Consider the following 20,973-nt stretch of genomic DNA (forward strand, 5'->3'; position numbering starts at 1 on the left):
CAAGCATGTCAAAGCTCGACTACACATCAATTGCGCGGGAGGTGCTTTCACTCGAAGCAGAAGCAATCGAGGCGTTGCGCCAGAGACTCGGCACTGAATTTGAAGTCTCTGTTGACGCGATTCTTCGATCGTCTGGTCGCGTTATCGTGTGTGGAATGGGGAAATCCGGGATTATTGGACGCAAGATCGCAGCAACGCTTGCTAGCACAGGCACGCCTGCATTTTTCATGCATCCTGGCGAGGCTTACCATGGCGACCTGGGCATGGTAACGCCCACCGATATCTTTCTTGCGATATCGAATTCCGGAGAAACCAAAGAAGTTGTGAAGTTACTTGCCTTTCTCAGAAGCAACGGCAATTATCTGATCGCAATGACCGGGAATGCAGAGTCAACACTCGCTCGCGCCGCGCGCTCGCATCTGGATGTTGGCGTCGAACGTGAAGCTTGCCCTTTTCAGCTTGCGCCAACATCGTCGACAACAGCATCTCTCGCTTTGGGCGATGCTCTAGCAATCACGCTAATGCGAGCGCGAGACTTTCGACCCGAGCATTTCGCTCGCTTCCATCCGGGTGGATCGCTCGGTCGTCGCCTGCTCGCGACAGTCGATGACGAGATGGTCACGGAAAATCTTCCGTTCGTCGACGAGAACACAAAAGCGATCGAGGTCTTTCGCGCGATGACTCAAGGTCGGCTCGGGTTAGCGATTGTCAGACGCGGGAACAGTTGGGGAATCATCACCGACGGAGACATTCGCCGCGCCATTGAACGCTTCGGCGATCAGCTGTTTGCGCGTCGAGCTGCCGACATTATGTCCATCGATCCAGTAATGATTCCGCGCGGGACTCGTGTCGAAGACGCACTGGATCTGATGCAGAGACACAGTATCGGGGCGCTGCTGGTTTCTCAGGATGGAGGGATTGTTGGGGTGTTCAGGAAATAGTTCGAAGCATTGCAGGCGAAGACATCGGCGATGCCATAGATCACATTCGCTAGCTTCCTCCGCGCCCTGCCGAAATCCTCAGCCGGAGCACAACACGTTGTCACCGGCACGGTGCAGATCGAAACTCGGACACGCGCAAAAAGGTAATGTAGTTCGAATCATGCGACGAGTGTGCGCCCCCAGTGTCATCATCAAATGCGGTGCGAACGGCGGCGACGATATCGTCCCCGTCGACAACCCAATCGGCGTATTGAAATCCGTGTTTCTTTTCGTCGTCGCTATGCAGGACGATACGACAAACGGTCCACGCACGGAGGTCACGTGACGATACGAGCGCAAGCGTATTCCGCGCGCGTTCGAAGTTCGTTCCACTGTAACTTGAATCTGTTACCGCATTCGTTAGCGACCAATAGCTTCGAGAAGTGGCATCGTAGCGAACTGTGAACTTCTTCCCTCCTCCAGGCATATCTATAAAGCCGCCATCGGAATCAAATACCAGTGCCTTGCCGTTGCTATCGATTGAAATAATTGCAGCCTTTTCTGGAAGTGCATTGTAGTAAACCCGCAAGAGATCGATCAATTTGCCTGAAGGGTCTACGACAACGTTACCCTCCAGCCAGCCGTGAAAATCTCCACCCAGCCAGTTTGGATCTGGACCGAGTCCTTCGCTAAAAGTCCAACTGCTCGCCTTCATCAAATCACTATTTACACTCGCCGACATCACGCCTGCCCAAACACCGTTGGAACGGATCGTTTCCATTGGGTGCCAGATGCGATTGTTCGCGACTACAACCGGAACTGCAGCTGAGAAAAATTTGCCCCCACTTGCGAGAAGACCGTGGTCTGCGTCGACCGGATTCGACCACGTCCGTCCACCATCCATCGAGCGCCGAATCACGGGGACCCCTTCGTAACGGCTAAGCCCTACGATATAGGGGATACCGTGGCTCAAAAAAAGGGACGAATAATATTGATCGTGCAATTGCGCGACCTTACTCCAGCTCTTGCCTCTGTCTAGGGATTTATAAATCGCAACACCGTTACGCTCTGAAATGGGGCCAAAACTATCATGTGACACAAGATAATCCCCTTTCTCTAATACGAGAATTGCGGGCGTACCAAGATAAATCCCAGTACGAGCTTCGCTATGTGCAATAGGAACGCCGGGGAAATCGACTGGCACCAGAAATCGCTGAGCCGCACTTACGAACTCAGGAAAAATCCATAAAAAAATGATTAACAACTTAAACAAAGAAGATCTTGCTTCAAAAAACGAATTCATATATTTCAATCAAATTTCCGGTAACATATTTATCCGTCTGCCCGCCGTACAACAAGTCTTGAGCCAGAAGATTTTTTGATATTCCGAATGCCGAGTACGCGACGATTGCCAGACATGCCACGAATTTCCACATGTCGCTGCGAATTTTAGGGATCGCGACCGACAGATAAAATATAGAAATAACGAAGAAATATATATATACGCGCTCAACCACCTTTGACAGGCTCAACGTTGCAAATATCGGGAATAGGCAAAAATTAGAAAAACAAAGAAGTTGATAAACAAGCCCCCTCCCAATGCTTTCGTCATCAAATTTATGACTTCCTAAAACTCTCTTCCAAACTATATTATTAACCAAGGCAATCGCCAGGGTCATAATCACAACGCCGATGACGCTGAACGAATTCCAGTTAGTATATATTTCCGCTTTTTTTGACAGATAGCCGCCTCCGTCTCCTCCAAGTACGGACAATCCTTGCACAAAGAATTTTGAAAAAATAAATATGATTCCCGATAAAACCCCAATCGGCCATATCACCAAACGCCCGAAAAATCGGTACAGAACATATGGCATTGTGACCATCAGACTCGGTATATGTGCAATTGTCGCTAGGAACGCGAACATCAACATGTATTTCCTTTTTTTCTCCTGAGCCAGAAGGAAAATAAATGGAAATGCCATCGCTTGACGAATTACGTTTCCGTAAGACGAGTAAAAAGCTGATGATGCCAGAGTAATTATAAGGAATAGTGGAACTGCACGATAATCGGCTCGCCATACTGCTAACAGCGCAAGCAAAAAAAACACCACGAACAGTAGAAAGAATGCCACATCCGTGGGCCCTGCTATTTTCCACGCCAAAAATATTGCAGAGAATGAAAGTAGCTCTGGCTGGACTTTCAAAAACTCCCGAACGCCAGACGCGCCCATTATATTCATGAAACTGAGATATTGAGCCTTGTCATTTCCCAATCTATCCAATGGCAATTTGGTCGCTATTAACGGCGCAAGAACAACAGCCGAAAGAAGACAAAAAGATAGATTCGCAACCCTGCCCGATTCATACTTGGCCGATAACAAGACCAATATCGATAAAATCAGGCAAAGCGTCAAGAATGGAAAAGTCAAAAAAACCGACAAGATGGATATCAAAAAACACCACCTTATAGATTGACGACTCCAAGCACAATCGATTAGTCGATAGTCCAACATCGCATTTTTAAAATTCTAATTTTGTTAAAAAAGATCACATCAACTTAGGCATCGCCAAGAGAGAAATTTTATTCAAGAAGCCACCTTGAAATTTGACTGGAAATTATAAACGCCGAACAAATCTCATAAAACACGTTAAGAATCGAGGAAAAATCGAGATACTGACGGTGGAACTCCGAAGACAACGCTTGCTCTCTACGCCAGACCTGACTTGCATAGCAGCCTTCTTGCGTACCGCACGCTTTAGCGGGAGGCAATCGACACAATCAATTTAATTAGGATCTCGAATCATATGGATCACAAAAAAGGAGGCAATCGCCTCCTCCCGAGCACCCTCATTTCTTCTGAATAAACTCGATCTTGTACCCATCCGGGTCGGTAACGAACGCGATGACCGTCGTGCCGTGCTTCATCGGGCCGGCTTCGCGCACCACGGTGCCGCCCTGCTCCTTGATCTTCGCGCACGCGGCATAGGCATCTTCGACTTCAACGGCCAGATGGCCGAAACCCGTGCCGAGGTCGTACGACGGCGTGTCCCAGTTGTGCGTCAGTTCGATGACGGTGCCGTCGCGCTCATCGGTGTAACCGACGAACGCCAGCGTGAACTTGCCATCGGGATAGTCTTCGCGGCGCAGCAGTTTCATGCCGAGCAATTCGGTGTAGAACTTGATCGAGCGGTCGAGGTCGCCGACCCGGATCATCGTGTGCAGCAGGCGCATTGTGGTGGACTCCGTTTTTTGCCAACGTCAGAACCCGGACTGTACCAAAATCCCGCCGCCCCTGCCGACGCCGCCCCACCCGCTCCCCCCGCTCCCCCCGCTCCACCGCGCCAGGCAAGCCTGTCCGATTTGCTCTAGCATGTTCGCCATCCCGATTTCACCGGACGCCGCAGGAGTGCGGCGTCCGGTCTGGCTTGCGTTCAACGAGAGAATAGAAAGGAGTCGATATGCGGATTCTGGTGGTAGGTGCGGGGGCGACTGGGGGCTATTTCGGCGGGCGGCTCGCCGCGGCCGGGCGCGACGTGACGTTTCTCGTGCGCGACGCGCGCGCGGCGCAGATGCGCGAGCACGGTCTCGTGATCCGCAGCCCGCACGCGGGCGATCTCACGCTGCGCGACCCGAAGACGGTCACGCGCGAGGCGCTCGAAGCGCCCGGCACGCAGCCGTTCGACCTCGTGCTGCTCAGTTGCAAGGCCTATGATCTCGACAGTGCGATCGACTCGTTCGCCGCCGCCGTCGGTCCCGAGACCGCCATCCTGCCGCTGCTCAACGGCATGCGTCATCTCGACGTGCTGCAGGCGCGCTTCGGCACCCAGGCCGTGCTCGGCGGCGTCTGCCTGATCGCGTCCACGCTCAACGAGCAGCGCGAAATCGTGCATCTGAACGACTCGCAGGCGATCACGTTCGGCGAGCTGGGCGGCGGCATCTCGGCGCGTGCGCAGGCCATCGCCGATACCTTCGGCAACGCCGGCTTCATCATCAAGGCGAGCGAGCGCATCCTTCAGGAAATGTGGGAAAAGTGGGTATTTCTCGCGTCGCTCGCGGGCAGCACTTGCCTCTTTCGCGCGCCCATCGGCGCAATCGTCGCGACGCCCGACGGCGCGGCGACCATCGAGCGCATCTTCGCGGAGTGCCGCGCGATCGCGGCCGAGCACGGTCACGCGGTGCGCGACAGCTTCCTCGAACGCTCGCGCGGCATGCTGTTCGCCACCGGCTCGTCGCTCACGGCGTCGATGCTGCGCGACGTGCAGAACGGCTCACGCATCGAAGCCGATCACATCCTCGGCGACCTGATCCGCCGCGGCGGCGCGGCGCAGCGCGCGTCGAGCGAGCTGTCGGTGCTGCGCATCGTCTATAGCCAGCTCAAGGCCTACGAGGCGTTGCGCGGCGAAGGCTGAGCCTCGGCCCGCACTGCGCGCAAAAACGTCACACCAGGACCGCGTGGCAAAACGCGCGGCAAAACAAAAGGCGCGGTGGCCAGAGCCATCGCGCCTTTTTTATCGGGACCGCGGCTGGGTCAGGCTTGCGCGTTGCCGAGCGCCTGCGCCACGCGCACGTATTCGTCCACCGGCACGTCTTCCGCACGGCGTTGCAGGTCGAAACCGAGCGCGTCGAAATCCACGCGATCGCGATAGTCCGACAGCGTATTGCGCAACATCTTGCGACGCTGTGAGAAGGCGGCCGTCACCATTTCGCCGAGCAGCGCGGCGTCGACCTTCGGCAGTTCGTGCGGCGCGAACGGAATCATGCGCACGATCGCCGAGTCCACCTTCGGGGGCGGCTGGAACGACTCGGGCGGCACGTCGAGCATTTTGTCCATCACGTAGCGGTACTGCAGCATCACCGTGAGGCGGCTGAACGCCTTGGTGCCCGGCTCCGCGACCATGCGCTCGACCACCTCGTTCTGCAGCATGAAATGCTGGTCGATCACGCGCTCGGCGAACGTGGCGAGGTGAAACAGCAGCGGGCTCGAAATGTTGTACGGCAGATTGCCGACGATGCGCAGCGTCGGCTTCTCGCCCGGCGCGGCAAGCGAGCCGAAGTCGAAGGCGAGCGCGTCGCCTGCGTGCAGTTCGAGCAGCGGCCCGAACTTCTTCGTGAGCCGTCCGATCAGGTCGCGGTCGAGTTCGACCGCGTGCAGCGGCGCTTCGGGCGTGGCGAGGCGTTCGATGAGCGGCGCGGTGAGCGCGCCGAGGCCTGGCCCGATCTCGACCATGCGTTCGCCACGCTGCGGGCGAATGACGTCGACGATCGAGTCGATCACGCCCGTGTCGACGAGGAAGTTCTGGCCGAAGCGCTTGCGCGCGAAGTGGCCCTGGTGCTTGCTGCTGCTATTGGACATCTTCGTGAAATCAGTGACGGCGGTCAGACGGTGCGCCGGTGGCGCGCCATCGAAACCGCCGTGTCGATGGCGGCGATCAGGCTGCCCGCGTCCGCGCGGCCCGTGCCGGCGAGGTCGAGCGCGGTGCCATGATCGACCGAAGTGCGCACGATCGGCAGGCCCAGCGTCACGTTGATGCCCTCCCCGAACGTCGCGTATTTCAGGACCGGCAGGCCCTGATCGTGGAACATCGCCAGCACGCAGTCGGCGTCTTTCAGATAGCGCGGCTGGAACAGCGTGTCGGCGGGATACGGACCGCGTGCATCGATACCCTCTGCCGCAGCCTTGGCCAGCGCGGGCGCAATGGTGTCGATTTCCTCGCGGCCCAGATAACCGTTCTCGCCCGCGTGCGGATTCAGCCCAGTGACGAGAATGCGCGGCGCGGGCACGCCGAAATGGTGGCGCAGGTCGTGGTCGATGATGCGCAGCGTTTCGACGAGACCGTCGATCGTCAGCGCCGCCGAGACGTCCTTGAGCGGCAGATGCGTGGTCGCGAGCGCCACGCGCAGCGGCCGCGCGCCGGTGCCCGCGAGCATCATCACCACGCGCGGCGTGTGCGTGCGTTCGGCGAGATATTCGGTGTGGCCGGTGAACGGCACACCCGCGTCGTTGATCGTGCTCTTTTGCAGCGGCGCGGTGACGATGGCGTCGTAATTCTGTGCCACGGCGCCGTCGATGGCGCGGTCGAGCAAGGCGAGCACATAGGGACCGTTGGCGGCGTCGAGCTTGCCGGCCGGCGCGGGCGCGGCGAGCGCCACGTGTTCCACGCTGACCTTGCCGCCCGCCAGCACGGCTGCCCAGTCGACGCCCACCGCGGCGGCGCGCGCCGCCATGAGGGTTTGATCGCCCAGCACCACGAATTCGGCGCCGGGCCAGTGCGCCGAGGCGCCCGCGAGGGCCGCGGCGGTGAGTTCGGGACCGACGCCGGCGGGCTCGCCGGTCGTGATGGCGATGCGGAGCGGCCGCGGCCCCCGCGGAGCTGAAGTCGAAGAAGCGGGGGCGTTCACGGCGTGCGTCCTTGATCGATCAGTGTTGCTGCGGCGGCGTCATGCCGCTGATCTTGTAGTCGACGTAGGCGCTGTCGCGCAGCTGGCGCAGCCAGTCGGCGTAGGCCTGTTCCGCCTTGCGCTGGCCAATAGCCTGACGCGCGAGGTCCATCTGCTGCGCAACCGAGCCTTCGGCTTCGCGGCGGCCCAGCACCTGGATCAGGTGATAACCGTATTCGGTGCGCACCGGCTCGCTGATCTGGCCGTCCTGCAGCGTGTTCATGGCGCGCTCGAATTCCGGCACGGTCTCGCCCGGGCTGATCCAGCCGAGGTCGCCGCCCTGCGAAGCCGAGCCGTCCTGCGAGTAGGTCCGCGCGAACTTGGCGAAGTCGCCGCCCGCCGCCACTTCACGGCGGATTTCCAGCAGCTTCTGGCGCGCTTCCGGTTCCGACATGCCGTCGCCCACGCGCAGCAGGATGTGGCGCACGTGCGTCTGCACCAGTTGCGGCGCGGACGCGCTCGTGCCCTGGCCCTGACGGCGCTCGACGAGGCGAACGATTTCAAAGCCGTCGTTGGTGCGGATCACCGAAGGGTTGATCTCGCCCGGACGCAGCGTGGACGCCGCGGTCACGAATTCCTGCGGCAGCTTCGACGGTGCGAGGAAGCCCATGTCGCCGCCCTTGCTGGCGTCCGGCGCCTGCGAGTTCGACTTCGCGAGGCTCGAGAACTTGCTGCCCGACTGCGCTTCCTTCAGGAGCGCGTCGGCCTTCTTCTGCGCGGCTTCGATGTCGGTTTCCGACGCGTTCAGCGGCGCCTTGATGAAGATGTGCTCGAAGTGCAGGTCGCTTTGCTGGCCCGCGTTCGGTCCGCGCTGGCTGGCGATGTAGTTCGCGACTTCGGCGTCCGACACCGAGATCTTGCTGTCCACTTCCTTCTCGCGCAGCTTCGAGAGCGTGAGTTCGGTGCGCGCGTCGCGCGTGAACGTCGACCAGGGCACGCCGGCGGCTTCGATGCGCGCGCGATAGGTCGCGAGATCCATGCCGTTGGCCTGGGCGAGGCGCTCGAGCGTGCGGTTCACGGAGGCGTCGTCGATGGAAATGCCGTCTTCCTTCGCCTTTTGCAGCTGGATGCGTTCGAGCACCATCTGGTTCAGGACCTGCGCGCGCAGCTGGTCGGTGGGCGGCACCGGCGCGTTCTGCTGGGTCAGGCGGCGCGTGATGAGCGCGGCGCGCTCGTCGAGTTCGCGTTGCGTGATCACGCCATCGTTGACGATCGCGGCAATCGTGTCGACAGTCTGGCCGCCCGGGGCCGACAGTTGCTGTGCTTGCGCCGGCGCGGCCGGCAACAGTCCTGCGACGGCGAAGAGGCTCGCAGCGTACGCTGCCAGTCGAAGCTTTTTCATGATTCCCACAGATACTCCAAAGTTGGCGGGCAGCTTCGCCCGTCTCTAAGCAACCCACTGCGCGCCGTGCCGGTCCATCGGACCGGATGGCGCGTCATTGATAGTCCGTGAAGCGCGACGGCAACGGCGGCTGTCCAGGCAGCGCCGTGTAACCCGGCACGCTGGCCTTGAACGCCGCCACCAGCCCGTTGTCGACGTTCGACAGCCCCTTGAGCGTGAGCTGTGCGAGAAAACGCGTGGCCGAATTGTTGCCGCCCGTCGTGTTGACCCCGTTCGCGTAGCGCTGGATACCCACGCCCAGCGCCCAGCAATCTGCGTCGTACTGCAAACCCAGCAGACCGTCGACGATCTTGTGACCGTTCAGATCGTAGTTGAAGCGGCCCACCGCGTACACCCGGTGCGAAAACGGCCATTGGGCCGAGATCAGGATCTGGTTGATCGGCTGGTTGTCGAGCGTGGTGTTGTTCTCGCGCGTGTAGCGATACGCAACGTTGAGCACGCGGCTCGGACCCGGGCTGTAGCCAAAACCGACGCTCGCCTTCTCCAGACGATTATCGTCGGCATTATATTGGAACGCAGTTTCCGACGCGAAACCGCCCCCGACCTTCAGCGACATGCCTGCGATCAGGTCGGAATGCGCCGCGCCCGTGGTCGTCTGATCCTGCGTGAGCGTGACGCGCTGGTCGCTGAAATAGTACTGCTGCGCGAGCACGAAACGCGCGCGCTCGTCGCCCGTGGCCGGGTCGAGGAAACGCGTGGTGATCGCGGCCGTCAGGCGGTTCGCGTCGGCGATGCGGTCGTTGCCGACGAAGGTGTTCGGCGTGAAGATCTCCGCGAGCCCGAAGTCGGCCTCGGCGGTATCGAAAAGGGGCGCGAACTCCTGGTTGCGGTAAGGCGTGTACACATAGTACAGGCGCGGCTCGAGGGTCTGGATGTAGTCCTGGCCGAACAGATGCACCGAGCGGTCGAACACGAGACCCGTGTCGAAGCTGAAGGTGGGAACCGATTCGGTGAAGCTCTTGGGCGTGCCGACCGGCGAGCCGAACGTCGTGCCCGGCGTGCCGATGTTGCTCAGGTTGTACGACGCGAAGTGCCACTGCACCTTCGGCGTGACGAAGTAACCCGGCCCCATCAGCGAATACGACAGGTACGGATTGAAGACGACGCGGTCGCCTTCGGTCGCGTCGTCCTCGGTGATGCGGAAGCGCGAGTAGTCGGCTTCCATGCCGTAGTCGAAGCCGCCGACGTTGTACTTCGCGTACTTTACGTTCAGCTCGGGCTCGCGGCCATACGGCGCGACCGACGGATACAGCGTCTGCCAGTGCTGGTAGCGGCCGAGCACGGACCACGGTCCGTTGTTGTAGGTGACGCCGGCTTCCTGCTGGTACAGCAGCTGGGTGCCGTTCAGGAACTGGTTGGCCGGCGACGCCAGGTCTTCCGGATAGGTGTTGTCCGAGACCTTGTTGTAGTAGATGTAACCGCCGAACCCGTTGCCGAAGTTCTGGTTGTGCTGGATGAACAGCGCGTAGCGGTTGGTCTTCGTGATCGCGTCGTCGGGCAGGAACGTGCCGGTGATCGAGCCCGAGTAATTGGCCGACAGATACCGGTAGTTGCCCTGCAGGAACACGCCGCGCTTCGTGATGAGCTCGGGCGTGAACGTGAAGTCGCGGTTCGGCGCGATGTTGAAGTAATACGGCAGCGCGATTTCGTAGCCGTTCGTCGAGCTGAGCGAGAACGTCGGCGGCAAGAGGCCGCTGCGGCGGTCGCCCGAGAGCGGGAACGAGATCCACGGGCTCGCGAAGATCGGCACGTTCTGGAAGAACAGCACGCTGTTATGCGCAACGCCTTCGTCGGCGCCCGTGTCGAAGTCGAACTCCGTGCCCTTGATGTACCAGGCGGGATTCGTCGAGCACTGGCAGGCCGTGTAGGTGCCGTTCGTGAGCACCGAGCGCTCGTTGTCGAGCAGGTCGGCGCGCTCCGCGCTGCCGGAGCCGCCCGTCATCGAAAAATGGTACTTCGGCGTCGGCATGAAGCCTTCGCTCGCGCCGATCTGCAGATGCGCTTCAGGGCCGGTGAAGCTGGTGCCGTTCTCCACGACGGTGACATTGCCATATGCGTTGGCCATGTCGGTGTCGACGTCGTAATGCAGCGCGTCGCCCTTGACGATGTTGCCGCCCTGGCGCAGCTCGGCCGCGCCCTTGACGGCCGCGTCGGTGCCCGAGGTGCCGGTGGTCGAGTCGCCGAGGATGAACGTGGCGGGACGATGGCCGGGAACGGCCGGAACGTCCTCGAGCTGCGGCGCGAGGCGCAGACTCCACGCGCCGTCCAGCGGCACGGCCTGCGCGGCGTCGCCCGCGAGCTGGGCGTGCGCGAGCACAGGCACGAGACCCGGCATGGCCACGAGCGCCGCGATGAGCCGCCGCTTGCCCGGCACGCCGTCGTCACTATTGGAGATCGTCTGGAAAAACTGTCTGGGCGGCATGTATGGTTTTGGCGTATCGGCCCGGCCGCCTGCCCGCTGTCCCGGCCGCCGCCTCTCGCGCCCCGGCGCCGCTCCGGGCGAGAAACCGGACCGGCGGCAAACGAGGCGTACAAGGCAACTGCACGCACCAATATTCACAATTCATCGGACGATGGACTGGGCATCAGTGCGGCGGGGGCGAACCGTCATGCGGGCTTTGGCGCGAGTCGCGTCAAAAAAGTCGTGGGGTATTATATGGCAAGACGTTGTTCCACTGATTTTGCTTCCGGTTACATGACCTTCCCTGCTCCGCCAAACGCCGCGCCGTCGTCCCCCGACGGCCGCCGCGACCTGCTCGCCGCCTGGCTGTCCGGCCATGCGCAACAGTACGCCCTCGACCTGTCCACGCTCGCGCCCGCCTCCGCCGACGCGAGCTTTCGCCGCTACTTCCGCCTCGCCAGCGCGGGTGCGCACGGCGCGACGCTGATCGCCGTCGACGCCCCGCCGCCCGAAAAATGCCGCGAATTCGTCCAGGTCGCGCAACTGCTCGAACAGGCCGGCGTGCACGTGCCGCGCGTGCTGGAGGTCGATTACGATGCCGGGCTGATGCTGGTGACCGATCTCGGCACCGCGTCCTATCTCGCCGCGCTGACCGAAGCCGGTCCCGGTCCGCGCTCGCGCGCGCTGATGCACGACGCGCTCGACGCGCTGATCCGCTTCCAGCTCGAAACCAAACCGGGCGTGCTGCCCGTCTTCGACGAAGCCTTCCTGCGCCGCGAGATGGAGCTGCTGCCGGAGTGGTTCCTGGAGCGCCATCTGGGCCGCAAGGTCGACGACGCCACGCGCGCCATGCTCGACCGCACCTTCGCGCTGCTGATCGCGAGCGCGCGCGCCCAGCCGCAGGTGTTCATGCTGCGCGATTTCATGCCGCGCAACCTGATGATCGCCACGCCGAACCCCGGCGTGCTCGACTTCCAGGACGCCGTGGAAGGGCCGATCACCTACGACGTCGCCTCGCTGCTGCGCGACGCGTTCCTGGGCTGGGACGAGGAGTTCGAACTCGACTGCTTCGCGCACTACTGGGAGCGCGCAAAAAAGGCCGGCCTGCCCGTCGATCCCGACTTCGGCGAGTTCTACCGCCAGCTCGAATGGATGGGCCTGCAACGCCACATCAAGGTGCTGGGTCTGTTCTGCCGCATCAACTATCGCGACGGCAAGCCGCATTACATGGCCGACCTGCCGCGCTTTCTCGATTACGCGAGCAAGGTCGCGCACCGCTACCGTCCGCTCGTGCCGTTCGCGCGCTTCATCGACGAGCTGCGCGGCACGGCGGTCGAAACCGGCTATACGTTCTGAGCCTGCCCCTCTTCATTGCAACTTCATGACAAGGCCGATTCCATGACGCGCGCCCGTTTCGAGCGTACGGCGATGATCTTCGCCGCCGGACGCGGCGAGCGCATGCGCCCGCTCACCGACACCTGTCCGAAACCGCTGCTCGCAGCCGGCGGCAAGCCGCTGATCGTGTGGCAGATCGAGCGCCTCGCGGCGGCGGGCTACACGCGCATCGTCATCAATCATGCGTGGCTCGGCGAGCGGCTCGAAGCGGCGCTCGGCGACGGCGCGCGCTTCGGCGTGCGTCTGCTCTACTCGCCCGAGCACGAGGCGCTGGAAACCGCGGGCGGTATCGCGCAGGCGCTGCCGCTGCTCGAAAACGGCGCCGAGCCGTGCGTGTTTCTGGGCGTGGCCGGCGATATCTACAGCGATTTCGATGTCGCGCGACTCGATGCGCCCGCCCAAACGCTCGCGGCGGCCGCGCAGCCCGGCATGCATCTGGTGATGGTGCCGAACCCGCCGTTCCACGCGAACGGCGATTTCGCACTGGGCGCCGACGGCGTGCTCGCGCTGGACGGCGCGCCGCGCTACACGTTCGGCAGCATCGGGCTTTACGACACGCGCATGTTCCACGACCTGCCGCGCGGCACGAAGCGCGCGCTCACGCCGTACTACCGCGAAACCATCGCGGCGCGGTGCGCGAGCGGCGAGCTGTTCGAAGGCCGCTGGGAAAACGTCGGCACGCCCGCGCAACTCGCGGCGCTCGACGAGGAATTGCGCGCAAGAACGCCGCGCTGATTCTTCATTGGCATCAACACGCGCGCGGGACGTGCCGAGGCACGAACGGCGCGCGCTGCCGCTTCATCCCGCTTCAATGCGCCCCGTTCGCGGGCGCCGCCACGCGTGGATCGACCTGATCAGCCTGATCGCCTTGCACAGGCTCGCTGGCCTTCTGCTGCTGCAACGCCCACATCTGCGCGTAATGCCCTTGCGTGCGCAACAGTTCGTCGTGCGTGCCGCGTTCGACGATACGTCCGTGATCCATCACGATAATCTGCTCGGCGTGCACGACGGTCGACAGCCGGTGCGCGATCACGAGCGTCGTGCGGTCGCGCGCGATCGAATCGAGTTCATGCTGAATCGCGCGCTCCGAACGCGAATCGAGCGCCGACGTCGCCTCGTCGAACAACAGGATCGGCGGATTCTTGAGCAGCGTGCGCGCGATCGCCACGCGCTGCTTCTCGCCGCCCGAAAGCTTCAGGCCGCGCTCGCCCACGGGCGTGTCATAGCCCTTCGGCAAGCTCTCGATGAACGCGTGAATATGCGCCGCGCGCGCCGCCGCGATCACCTCCTCGCGGCTCGCCGACGGCCGCCCGTAGGCGATGTTGTAGTAGATCGAATCGTTGAAAAGCACGGTGTCCTGCGGCACGATGCCGATCGACGCGCGCAGCGAATCCTGCGTCACGTCGCGGATATCCTGGCCGTCGATCGTGATCGTGCCGCCCGCGGCGCGATCGAGATCGTAGAAGCGGAACAGCAGGCGCGCGAGCGTCGACTTGCCCGAGCCGCTGTGGCCCACCACCGCCGTCGTCGTGCCCGCGGCAATCGTGAAGCTTACGTCGTGCAGGATCTGGCGCGACGGCTCATAGGCGAAGTCCACGTGCGTGAAGCGCACCTCGCCGCCGCGCACCGCGAGCGCGGGCGCGTTGGGCACGTCGGGCACTTCGCGCGCGACCGTGAGCAGCGTGAACATGCGGTCCATGTCGGTGAGGCTCTGCTTCAGTTCGCGATACACCACGCCGAGAAAATTCAGCGGAATGTAGAGCTGCAGCATGAAGGTGTTGATGAGCACGAGGTCGCCGAGCGTGAGCTTGCCCGCCATCACGCCCTGAGTCGCGCGCCAGAGAATGAACACAAGCCCCGTGCCGATGATCGCCTGCTGCCCGAAGTTCAGCGCCGACAGCGAATGCTGCGACTTGATCGCCGCCGCGCGATAGCGGTGCAGGTTCTCGTCGTAACGCTTCGTCTCCCACTCTTCGTTGCCGAAGTATTTCACCGTCTCGTAGTTGATCAGCGAATCGATCGCACGCGAGTTCGCGCGCGAATCGAGTTCGTTCATCGTGCGGCGAAAATGCGTGCGCCACTCGGTCACCTTCACGGTGAAGACGATGTACGCGGCCAGCGCGCACAGCGTGACGATCGCGTAATACGCCTCGTATTTCACGGTGAAAAAGATCAGCACGAGGCCCACTTCCACGAGCGTCGGCAAGATGCTGTAGAGCGAATACGAAATGAGCTGCGTGATGCCGCGCGTGCCGCGTTCGATGTCGCGCGACATGCCGCCCGTCTGCCGCTCCAGATGAAAGCGCAACGAGAGCGCGTGCAGATGGCGGAACACCTTGAGCGCGAGCTGGCGCACGGCGCTCTCGGTGACCTTCGAGAAAAGGATTTCGCGCAGCTCGGTGAACAGCGAAGTCGACAGACGCACCGCCGCATACGCCACCACCAGCAGCCCGATGCCGCCCATCAGCACGATGCCCGGCGCGTGCTCGGCGCGGCCGAGCGCGGTCAGATGCTGCACGGGCGCGAGACCGTCGACGATATGCTTCATCACGACGGGCACGCCCAGATTGGCCACCTTCGCGCCGATCAGGCAGGTGAGCGCGAACGCCACACGCCACTTGTAAGCGGTGAGATAGGGCAGCAGCGAGACGATGGTCTGCCAGTCGTTGCGCGGCCCGGTGGCGAGCGGCGCGGGTTCGTTGGAAGCGGAAAAACGGCGCATGGGCGAACGGCGATGAGCGTGCGGCGCGACGCAGGACAGCAGGTCGAGGCGCGGCGCACGGCGAGATTGGGGGACGCGTTTGATCGCGTGAACGACGGGTTCGGCATTGGCCTCCAGCGGGGCCGATTCGGGGCCGACGCGCCTTTCTGGCCGCCCGCCCCACCTGCTGCTTTCCCGTACAATTCCTGATCACCGTATTGTCGCAGAAGGCGGCACGCGCCGCTGAGGGCACCCGGTCTGCACGGGCCGTCGATCCATCGGCCACGCCGTTCCTTCCCCGCTTTTATTCTTTGACGGACACCCGATGACCGATTCCTTCCCGCTCCCCCAGAAGTCGCCCGCGCTGCGCGTCGTGCCGCAACCTTCGGACGCCAACGTGCATGGCGACGTGTTCGGCGGCTGGATCATGTCGCAGGTCGACATCGCCGGCTCGATCCCGGCAAGCCGCCGCGCCAACGGCCGCGTGGCAACCGTCGCCGTCAACTCGTTCGTATTCAAGCAGCCGGTGTTCGTCGGCGATCTGCTGAGTTTTTACGCGGATATCGTCAAGACCGGCAACACCTCGGTGACCGTCGAGGTCGAGGTGTACGCCCAGCGCATGCGGCTCGCGGAAGAAGTCGTCAAGGTGACCGAAGCGACGCTCACCTACGTGGCGACCGGCACCGATCGCCGTCCGCGCGCGCTGCCGCCCGTCGAACCCGCGGCCTGACGTCGCGCGCGCAAGCCTCGCACGACGCCGGGCTTGCGCTGCACCCGCTTCAAGAGCCCCGCGTTACTGCGTCCACGCGAGCGCCGCACCTTCCTCGTACGACGCGCTCGCACCCAGCAGCGCGGCCACTTCGGGTCCCGGCAACGGCGGCGCGAAGAAGAATCCCTGCAACTCGTCGCACGCGCGCTCGCGCAGGAACGCGAACTGTTGCGACGTCTCCACGCCTTCCGCGATCACCTGCAGCCGCAACTCGTGCGCGAGCGCGATGATGGCCGCCGTGATGGTCTCGTCGTCGCCGCTCGTGCCGATATCGGACACGAACGAGCGGTCGATCTTGAGCCGGTCCACCGGCAGGCGCTTCAGATAGCTCAGGCTCGAATAGCCGGTGCCGAAGTCGTCGATCGCAATCCCCACGCCCTGCTCGTGCAGCGCGTTGAGCATCGACACCGCCTCTTCCGCATTGCGCATCAGCGTGCTTTCCGTGAGTTCGAGTTCGAGCCAGCACGGTTCGAGCCCCGTCTCGTCGAGCACGCCCTTCACGAGTTCGGCGATGTCGCGCTGATGGAAGGTCTTCGCCGACAGATTCACCGACACCCGCACGTTCGGCAGCCCGGCGTCCTGCCACGCGCGATTCTGGCGGCACGCCTCACGCAGCACCCAGTCGGACAGCGGACCGATCAGCCCGCTTTCCTCGGCGATCGGAATGAACTTCGCCGGCGAGATCAGCCCGGCTTCCGGATCGAGCCAGCGCACCAGCGCCTCCATGCCGACGATGCGCCCGCTGCCGATATCCACCTGCGGCTGATAGTGCAGCAGGAACTCGCCGTCACGCAGCGCGCGGCGCAGACGCCGTTCGAGATCCATCCGCGCGCCCGCGGCCGCGTTCATCTCCGGCTGATAGAACTGGAACGTGTTGCGGCCCAGTTCCTTGGCGCGGTACATGGCGACGTCGGCCTTCTTGAGCAGCGCCTCGGCGTCGTTGCCGTCCTGCGGGAACACGCTCGCGCCCAGGCTGCACCCGACGTAAAGCTCGGTGCCGTCGATCAGCACCGGCTCCGAGATCATCGAGCGCGCGCGCTCCATCCAGTTGATCAGCGATTTTTCGTCGATGGTGTCGGTCAGCACGATCACGAATTCGTCGCCGCCGTGGCGCGCGACCGTGTCGCTCGTACGCGTGCAGCGCGTGAGCCGTTCGGCGACCACGCCGAGCAGCCGGTCGCCGACGCTGTGGCCGAGACTGTCGTTGACGTTCTTGAAGCCGTCGAGGTCGATGAACACCACCGCCACGCCGCGCTCGTGCCGTTGCGCCGACACCAGCGCCTGCTGCAGGCGGTCGCGCAGCAGATTGCGGTTGGGCAGCAGCGTGAGGCTGTCGTAATTCGCCTGATATTCGAGCTGCTCCTGATAGCGGATCAGCTCGGTCACATCGTTGATGATGCCGATGTGATGCGTGATGCGCCCGTCGAGATCGGGCACCGGCGCGATCAGCAGCTGATTCCAGAACAGCGCGCCGTCCTTTCGGTAATTGCGCAGCACGGCGCTCACCTCGCGGTTCGACATCAGCGCCTGGCGGATCGCCACGAGGCCGTCCTGATCGCGGTCGTCGCGTTGCAGCAGACGGCTGTCCTGACCGACCACTTCGGCGGGATCGTAGCCCGTGATGCGGCGAAACGCCGGATTCGCGTACTCGATCAGATTGCTGCCGCCCGGCCCCGGCCCGGTGATCAGAATCGCGTTCACGCAGGCGTCGAGCGCGCGGCTTTGCAGACGCAGCGCAAGATCGGCGCGCTTGCTTTCGGTCGTATCGGAATAGGTGCCGAGCACGCCCATCACGCGGCCGTCGCCGTCGAGCAGCGGCAGCTTGCTCGTGATCGTCGTGCGATGCAGACCGTCGATCGTGAGGTCCTCTTCGAAGTTCAGGCGCGGCAGGCCCGCGACGATCACCTCGCGGTCCTGCGCGCGCATCGACTCGGCGTAGGCTCGCCACGGCAGTTCGTCGTCGGTCTTGCCGACGATCTGCTCGGGATACGCGAGGCCCGCGTCGCGCGCGAACGTCATGTTGCAACCCAGATAGCGCGACTCGGCGTCCTTCCAGAAGATGCGCTGCGGAATGTTGTCGATCACCGTCTCGAGCATCTGGTTCGAGCGCTGCGCCTCGACTTCGGCCTTGATCTGCTCGGTCACGTCGTCGGCGAGCACGAACACGGCCGCGCGGCCCTGAAACGTCAGCGAGTGATGCGAGATGTCGGCGCTGATGAGCGTGCCGTCGCGACGCACGTGATGCCAGATGCCGGCCATCGTGCGGATGTGCTGCGTGAGCGTGTCCGAGCGCGCGAGATGCTGTTCGAGCCGCGTGACGTCGTCTTGCGGACGGATGTCGCGAATCGTCATCGCGAGGAATTCCTCCTCGCTGAAACCGTACTGCTGGATCGCCGCCGTGTTGACGGCGAGAAAACGCAGCGTCTCGCGATCGAACACGTACATCGGCACCGGATGCGCGTCGAACAGGCCCTGAAAGCGCTCGTTGCGCTGACGCAGCCCGGCAAGCGCGCGCAGCTTTTCGCGCGCCGCGTTCTCGCGCACGCCGAACGTGTAGATGAGCAGCGTCGCGCCCGCGAGCATCGTCACGATCAGCAGGATCGAGGCGCGGCTGCCCGCGCGCGCGGATTCCGCCAGCGTGCCCGCCAGCGCGAGATCCTGCTCGCCCTGCAGCGCGGACAGCTTCGCGTCGATGCGGTCGGCGCGGCCGTCGAGGCGGATGTACTCGCTCGCGATCCACGCAGCCGTGGACGCGAAAGCCGGCGTGGCGGCGAGCGGCTGCGCGACGACCTGCGCTGAATTGGGCGCGGCGGCGAGTTGTGTGGCGGAGGCGCTGGTTTGTGTGCTTGTTGACGCGTTCGTTGCCGCGTTCGTTGCCGCGGCATAAGGCTCGGCAAGATTCGACGGACGGGGCGACGACGCAGCCGCATACGGTTCGGCCAGGCTCGCGGCGCGCGCGGAAGACGCGCCCGCTGCGGCATACGGCGACGTCAGCGTGCGCGCCGGCGTAATCGTGCCCGACGTCGCATACGGCGCGGCGAGGTTCGCGGCGCCCGCCACCTCGCCGGACGCGTAAGGCGAAGCAAGACTCTGCGCAGACGCGGCGACGCGCATCGCGACGACGCCTGGCGTCGACACGAACGCCGAGGCCGGATCGTCCTCGCTCAACGTCGCAGCAATCGGGCGGATGTGGCCCGAACCCGGCGCGCGGGCGTGCGGCTTGTTCGCATTCGTAGCACGTCGATGAACGTTGGCCGCAGCCGGAGCACGCGGCGTGTGCGCCACGACCGGTGCCGGAGTCGGCGCGGCGGCAAGCAGCGCCGCGCTGGCCGCAGCCGCAGAAGCCGCAGAAGCCGCGACGGCCACCGCAGAACCGGCAATCGCCGCCGCCGCCCCACCGCCGTCTTGCGGCTCCAGCGCCGCCGCGCTCACCTGCACGCGCGCATCGGCGAGACGCTGTTCGGCGCGCGCGAGGGTTTCGTCGATTTCGCGGGCGAGCGCTGCCGCGTCGGTCGAGAGCGCGTCGAAACGGCTCGCGAGCGGCGCATTGTCGGCCAGTTCGGCGCGCAGCGAGCGGGCGGTATCGTCGAGTTCGTCGGCGCGGGCGTCGCGTGCGGCGGGCGATTCGACCACACCATCGGTCTGCAGACGGCCGAGCGCCACGAGACCGCCGCCGAGCGCGCTCCGATAGCGATCCAGATCGTGGCGCACGCGCGCGGCCTGCGCGGCCCGCTGGTCGATTTCACGCTGCGCGCCGATCTGCGTCCAGGCCACGAAAGCGTTTGCGCCCACGGCTGCCGCGACGACCGCCAGATTGATGAGGTGCCGCTTCGAAAAATGAAGATTCATTGAAAGCCGAACGTCGTTCGTCCCCGCGCGGAGGCACGGGCTGTCCGATTACGACCTGCGCGCGACAGGCTGGCGCGCGAAGCGCCATTCCGGATAACGGCAGACGTCGGCAAGGCTTGAGGGGCAATCGCGCGTGAATTCGCTCGAATCGGCGCAAACCGAGGAAACGCTCAAAAGCCGCGTCCCGCCTGGGGTTGCGCGCAAACGTTTCACTCGCCAAAGGGCGGAAAAATCGCCCGGAAAACCCAAAAACGCGGCGCGGAGAACCGTGCGCTCAGCGCGCCGCGTTGCGCGGCACCGCGAGACCGAATTCGCGCATCGCCGGAACGAAATCGTGATTCGCCTCGGGCTTGCGCGCGAGCTTGGCGAGCACGTAGCGCTGGAACGGCGCGAGTTGCGCCCAGTCTTCGATATCGGGCGTGCGCAGATCGGCGAGCCCCGCCTGGTTGGCGACGCCGCCCGGCACCGCGCTGACGTTGCGCCACGCGGGCGCTTCTTCGGGCGCGAACCATTCGGGTTCGACGTTCGCGTGCGTGCGCAGCATTTCGAAGAGCGCGTGATCGAAGTTCGGCTCGATCTCGGTGTCGTCGTCCACGGGAAAGCGCGCGAGCAGGCGGCGATCCTCGTAAGGCAGCAGTTGCCACTGCGCGAGCGAAATACGCAGCCCGAAACGATCCAGATTGAAACGCACGCACATGGGGATGAAGGTGAGGTCCTCCGACGATACGACCTCGAATTCAAACAGCAGCGGAGTTTCAGTCAATGCCATGGCGTTATCCTCGCGAAACGGACGGCGGCAAACGGCGCCCGCTTGAGGTATTTTAGAACCTTATGTGCGCCGCGCAGCGCGTCCGCGTGTCTGCCGCGCGTGCGCCGATACTGAATATCGGCGCGCGGCGCGGACCGCCGCCAACGCACCGGCGCGGATAATGGCCGTTGCGGCGTGTGTCGATTGTGTCGATTGCGTCGTTCCGCCCCCGATACCGCGCGCCTCTGCCTCGTTGATGGAGTCCCTTCGTTTGAATCCCGCGTCCCCTTTGCATCCCGTCGCTGTCGCCGATACCGCCCAGCCCGCCCATCCCGCCGAGCCCCAC

Annotated in this window: 15 protein-coding genes; 5 read left to right on the top strand and 10 right to left on the bottom strand. The window is 63.4% G+C overall.

Annotated features, from left to right (window positions below):
* Positions 1-5: 5 nt before the first annotated feature.
* Positions 6-941, top strand: a complete 936-nt coding sequence (locus BMY06_RS29770) for a KpsF/GutQ family sugar-phosphate isomerase (RefSeq protein ID WP_074986774.1) — start codon at positions 6-8, stop codon at positions 939-941.
* Between the two features lie 100 nt (positions 942-1,041).
* On the opposite strand, the gene BMY06_RS39040 is transcribed toward BMY06_RS29770, so the two are convergent.
* From BMY06_RS39040 to gloA, 3 genes are all read right to left on the bottom strand, one after another.
* Positions 1,042-2,232: a sialidase family protein gene (locus BMY06_RS39040; protein WP_124263252.1), complete on the bottom strand. Its 1,191-nt coding sequence runs from the start codon at positions 2,230-2,232 to the stop codon at positions 1,042-1,044.
* The gene (locus tag BMY06_RS29780) at positions 2,207-3,304 is read right to left on the bottom strand and encodes an EpsG family protein (protein ID WP_161495583.1); all 1,098 of its coding nucleotides are present in this window, start codon (positions 3,302-3,304) and stop codon (positions 2,207-2,209) included. Before BMY06_RS29780 ends, BMY06_RS39040 begins: the two co-directional genes overlap by 26 nt.
* A gap of 467 nt (positions 3,305-3,771) precedes the next feature.
* Complete coding sequence (gene gloA / locus BMY06_RS29785) at positions 3,772-4,155, bottom strand: lactoylglutathione lyase (protein WP_027817916.1); 384 nt, start codon at positions 4,153-4,155, stop codon at positions 3,772-3,774.
* Between the two features lie 227 nt (positions 4,156-4,382).
* Between gloA and panE the strand changes: the two genes are divergently transcribed.
* A complete protein-coding gene (gene panE / locus BMY06_RS29790; protein WP_074986776.1) occupies positions 4,383-5,333 on the top strand; it encodes a 2-dehydropantoate 2-reductase in 951 nt (316 codons plus the stop codon).
* Between the two features lie 119 nt (positions 5,334-5,452).
* Here panE and rsmA read toward each other — a convergent pair whose 3' ends face one another.
* The 4 genes from rsmA to BMY06_RS29810 all read right to left on the bottom strand — a co-directional run bounded on the left by rsmA (position 5,453) and on the right by BMY06_RS29810 (position 11,186).
* Positions 5,453-6,277 carry a 16S rRNA (adenine(1518)-N(6)/adenine(1519)-N(6))-dimethyltransferase RsmA gene (rsmA, locus tag BMY06_RS29795; RefSeq protein ID WP_065059350.1) on the bottom strand — a complete coding sequence of 275 codons (825 nt, stop codon included), beginning with the start codon at positions 6,275-6,277 and terminating at the stop codon, positions 5,453-5,455.
* A gap of 23 nt (positions 6,278-6,300) precedes the next feature.
* On the bottom strand, positions 6,301-7,323 hold the full coding sequence (gene pdxA / locus BMY06_RS29800) for a 4-hydroxythreonine-4-phosphate dehydrogenase PdxA (RefSeq protein WP_074986777.1): 1,023 nt from the start codon (positions 7,321-7,323) through the stop codon (positions 6,301-6,303).
* Positions 7,324-7,342: 19 nt separating this feature from the next.
* Positions 7,343-8,704, bottom strand: a complete 1,362-nt coding sequence (locus BMY06_RS29805; RefSeq protein ID WP_080180642.1) for a peptidylprolyl isomerase — start codon at positions 8,702-8,704, stop codon at positions 7,343-7,345.
* A 94-nt stretch (positions 8,705-8,798) separates the two neighbouring features.
* The gene (locus tag BMY06_RS29810; RefSeq protein WP_065059353.1) at positions 8,799-11,186 is read right to left on the bottom strand and encodes an LPS-assembly protein LptD; all 2,388 of its coding nucleotides are present in this window, start codon (positions 11,184-11,186) and stop codon (positions 8,799-8,801) included.
* Between the two features lie 273 nt (positions 11,187-11,459).
* Between BMY06_RS29810 and BMY06_RS29815 the strand changes: the two genes are divergently transcribed.
* Together BMY06_RS29815 and murU are read left to right on the top strand one after the other, a co-directional pair.
* Positions 11,460-12,521 carry an aminoglycoside phosphotransferase family protein gene (locus BMY06_RS29815; RefSeq protein ID WP_074986778.1) on the top strand — a complete coding sequence of 354 codons (1,062 nt, stop codon included), beginning with the start codon at positions 11,460-11,462 and terminating at the stop codon, positions 12,519-12,521.
* Between the two features lie 72 nt (positions 12,522-12,593).
* Entirely contained in the window at positions 12,594-13,295 is a 702-nt protein-coding gene (gene murU / locus BMY06_RS29820; RefSeq protein ID WP_124262499.1) for an N-acetylmuramate alpha-1-phosphate uridylyltransferase MurU, read from the top strand.
* 73 nt (positions 13,296-13,368) lie between these two features.
* On the opposite strand, the gene BMY06_RS29825 is transcribed toward murU, so the two are convergent.
* The gene (locus BMY06_RS29825; RefSeq protein WP_074986780.1) at positions 13,369-15,282 is read right to left on the bottom strand and encodes an ABCB family ABC transporter ATP-binding protein/permease; all 1,914 of its coding nucleotides are present in this window, start codon (positions 15,280-15,282) and stop codon (positions 13,369-13,371) included.
* Between the two features lie 304 nt (positions 15,283-15,586).
* Here BMY06_RS29825 and BMY06_RS29830 point away from each other — a divergent pair, with 304 nt between their 5' ends.
* Positions 15,587-15,991 (top strand): acyl-CoA thioesterase, encoded by a 405-nt coding sequence (locus BMY06_RS29830; protein WP_065059357.1) that lies wholly within the window; start codon positions 15,587-15,589, stop codon positions 15,989-15,991.
* Between the two features lie 63 nt (positions 15,992-16,054).
* Here the strand turns inward: BMY06_RS29830 and BMY06_RS29835 are convergent, their stop codons facing one another.
* Positions 16,055-19,144: a sensor domain-containing protein gene (locus BMY06_RS29835; protein WP_080180657.1), complete on the bottom strand. Its 3,090-nt coding sequence runs from the start codon at positions 19,142-19,144 to the stop codon at positions 16,055-16,057.
* Between the two features lie 1,009 nt (positions 19,145-20,153).
* Positions 20,154-20,648 carry a nitrate reductase associated protein gene (locus BMY06_RS29840; RefSeq protein WP_065059358.1) on the bottom strand — a complete coding sequence of 165 codons (495 nt, stop codon included), beginning with the start codon at positions 20,646-20,648 and terminating at the stop codon, positions 20,154-20,156.
* Positions 20,649-20,973: the final 325 nt, after the last annotated feature.

The organism is Paraburkholderia tropica (genome assembly GCF_900109265.1).
Classification (GTDB): domain Bacteria; phylum Pseudomonadota; class Gammaproteobacteria; order Burkholderiales; family Burkholderiaceae; genus Paraburkholderia; species Paraburkholderia tropica.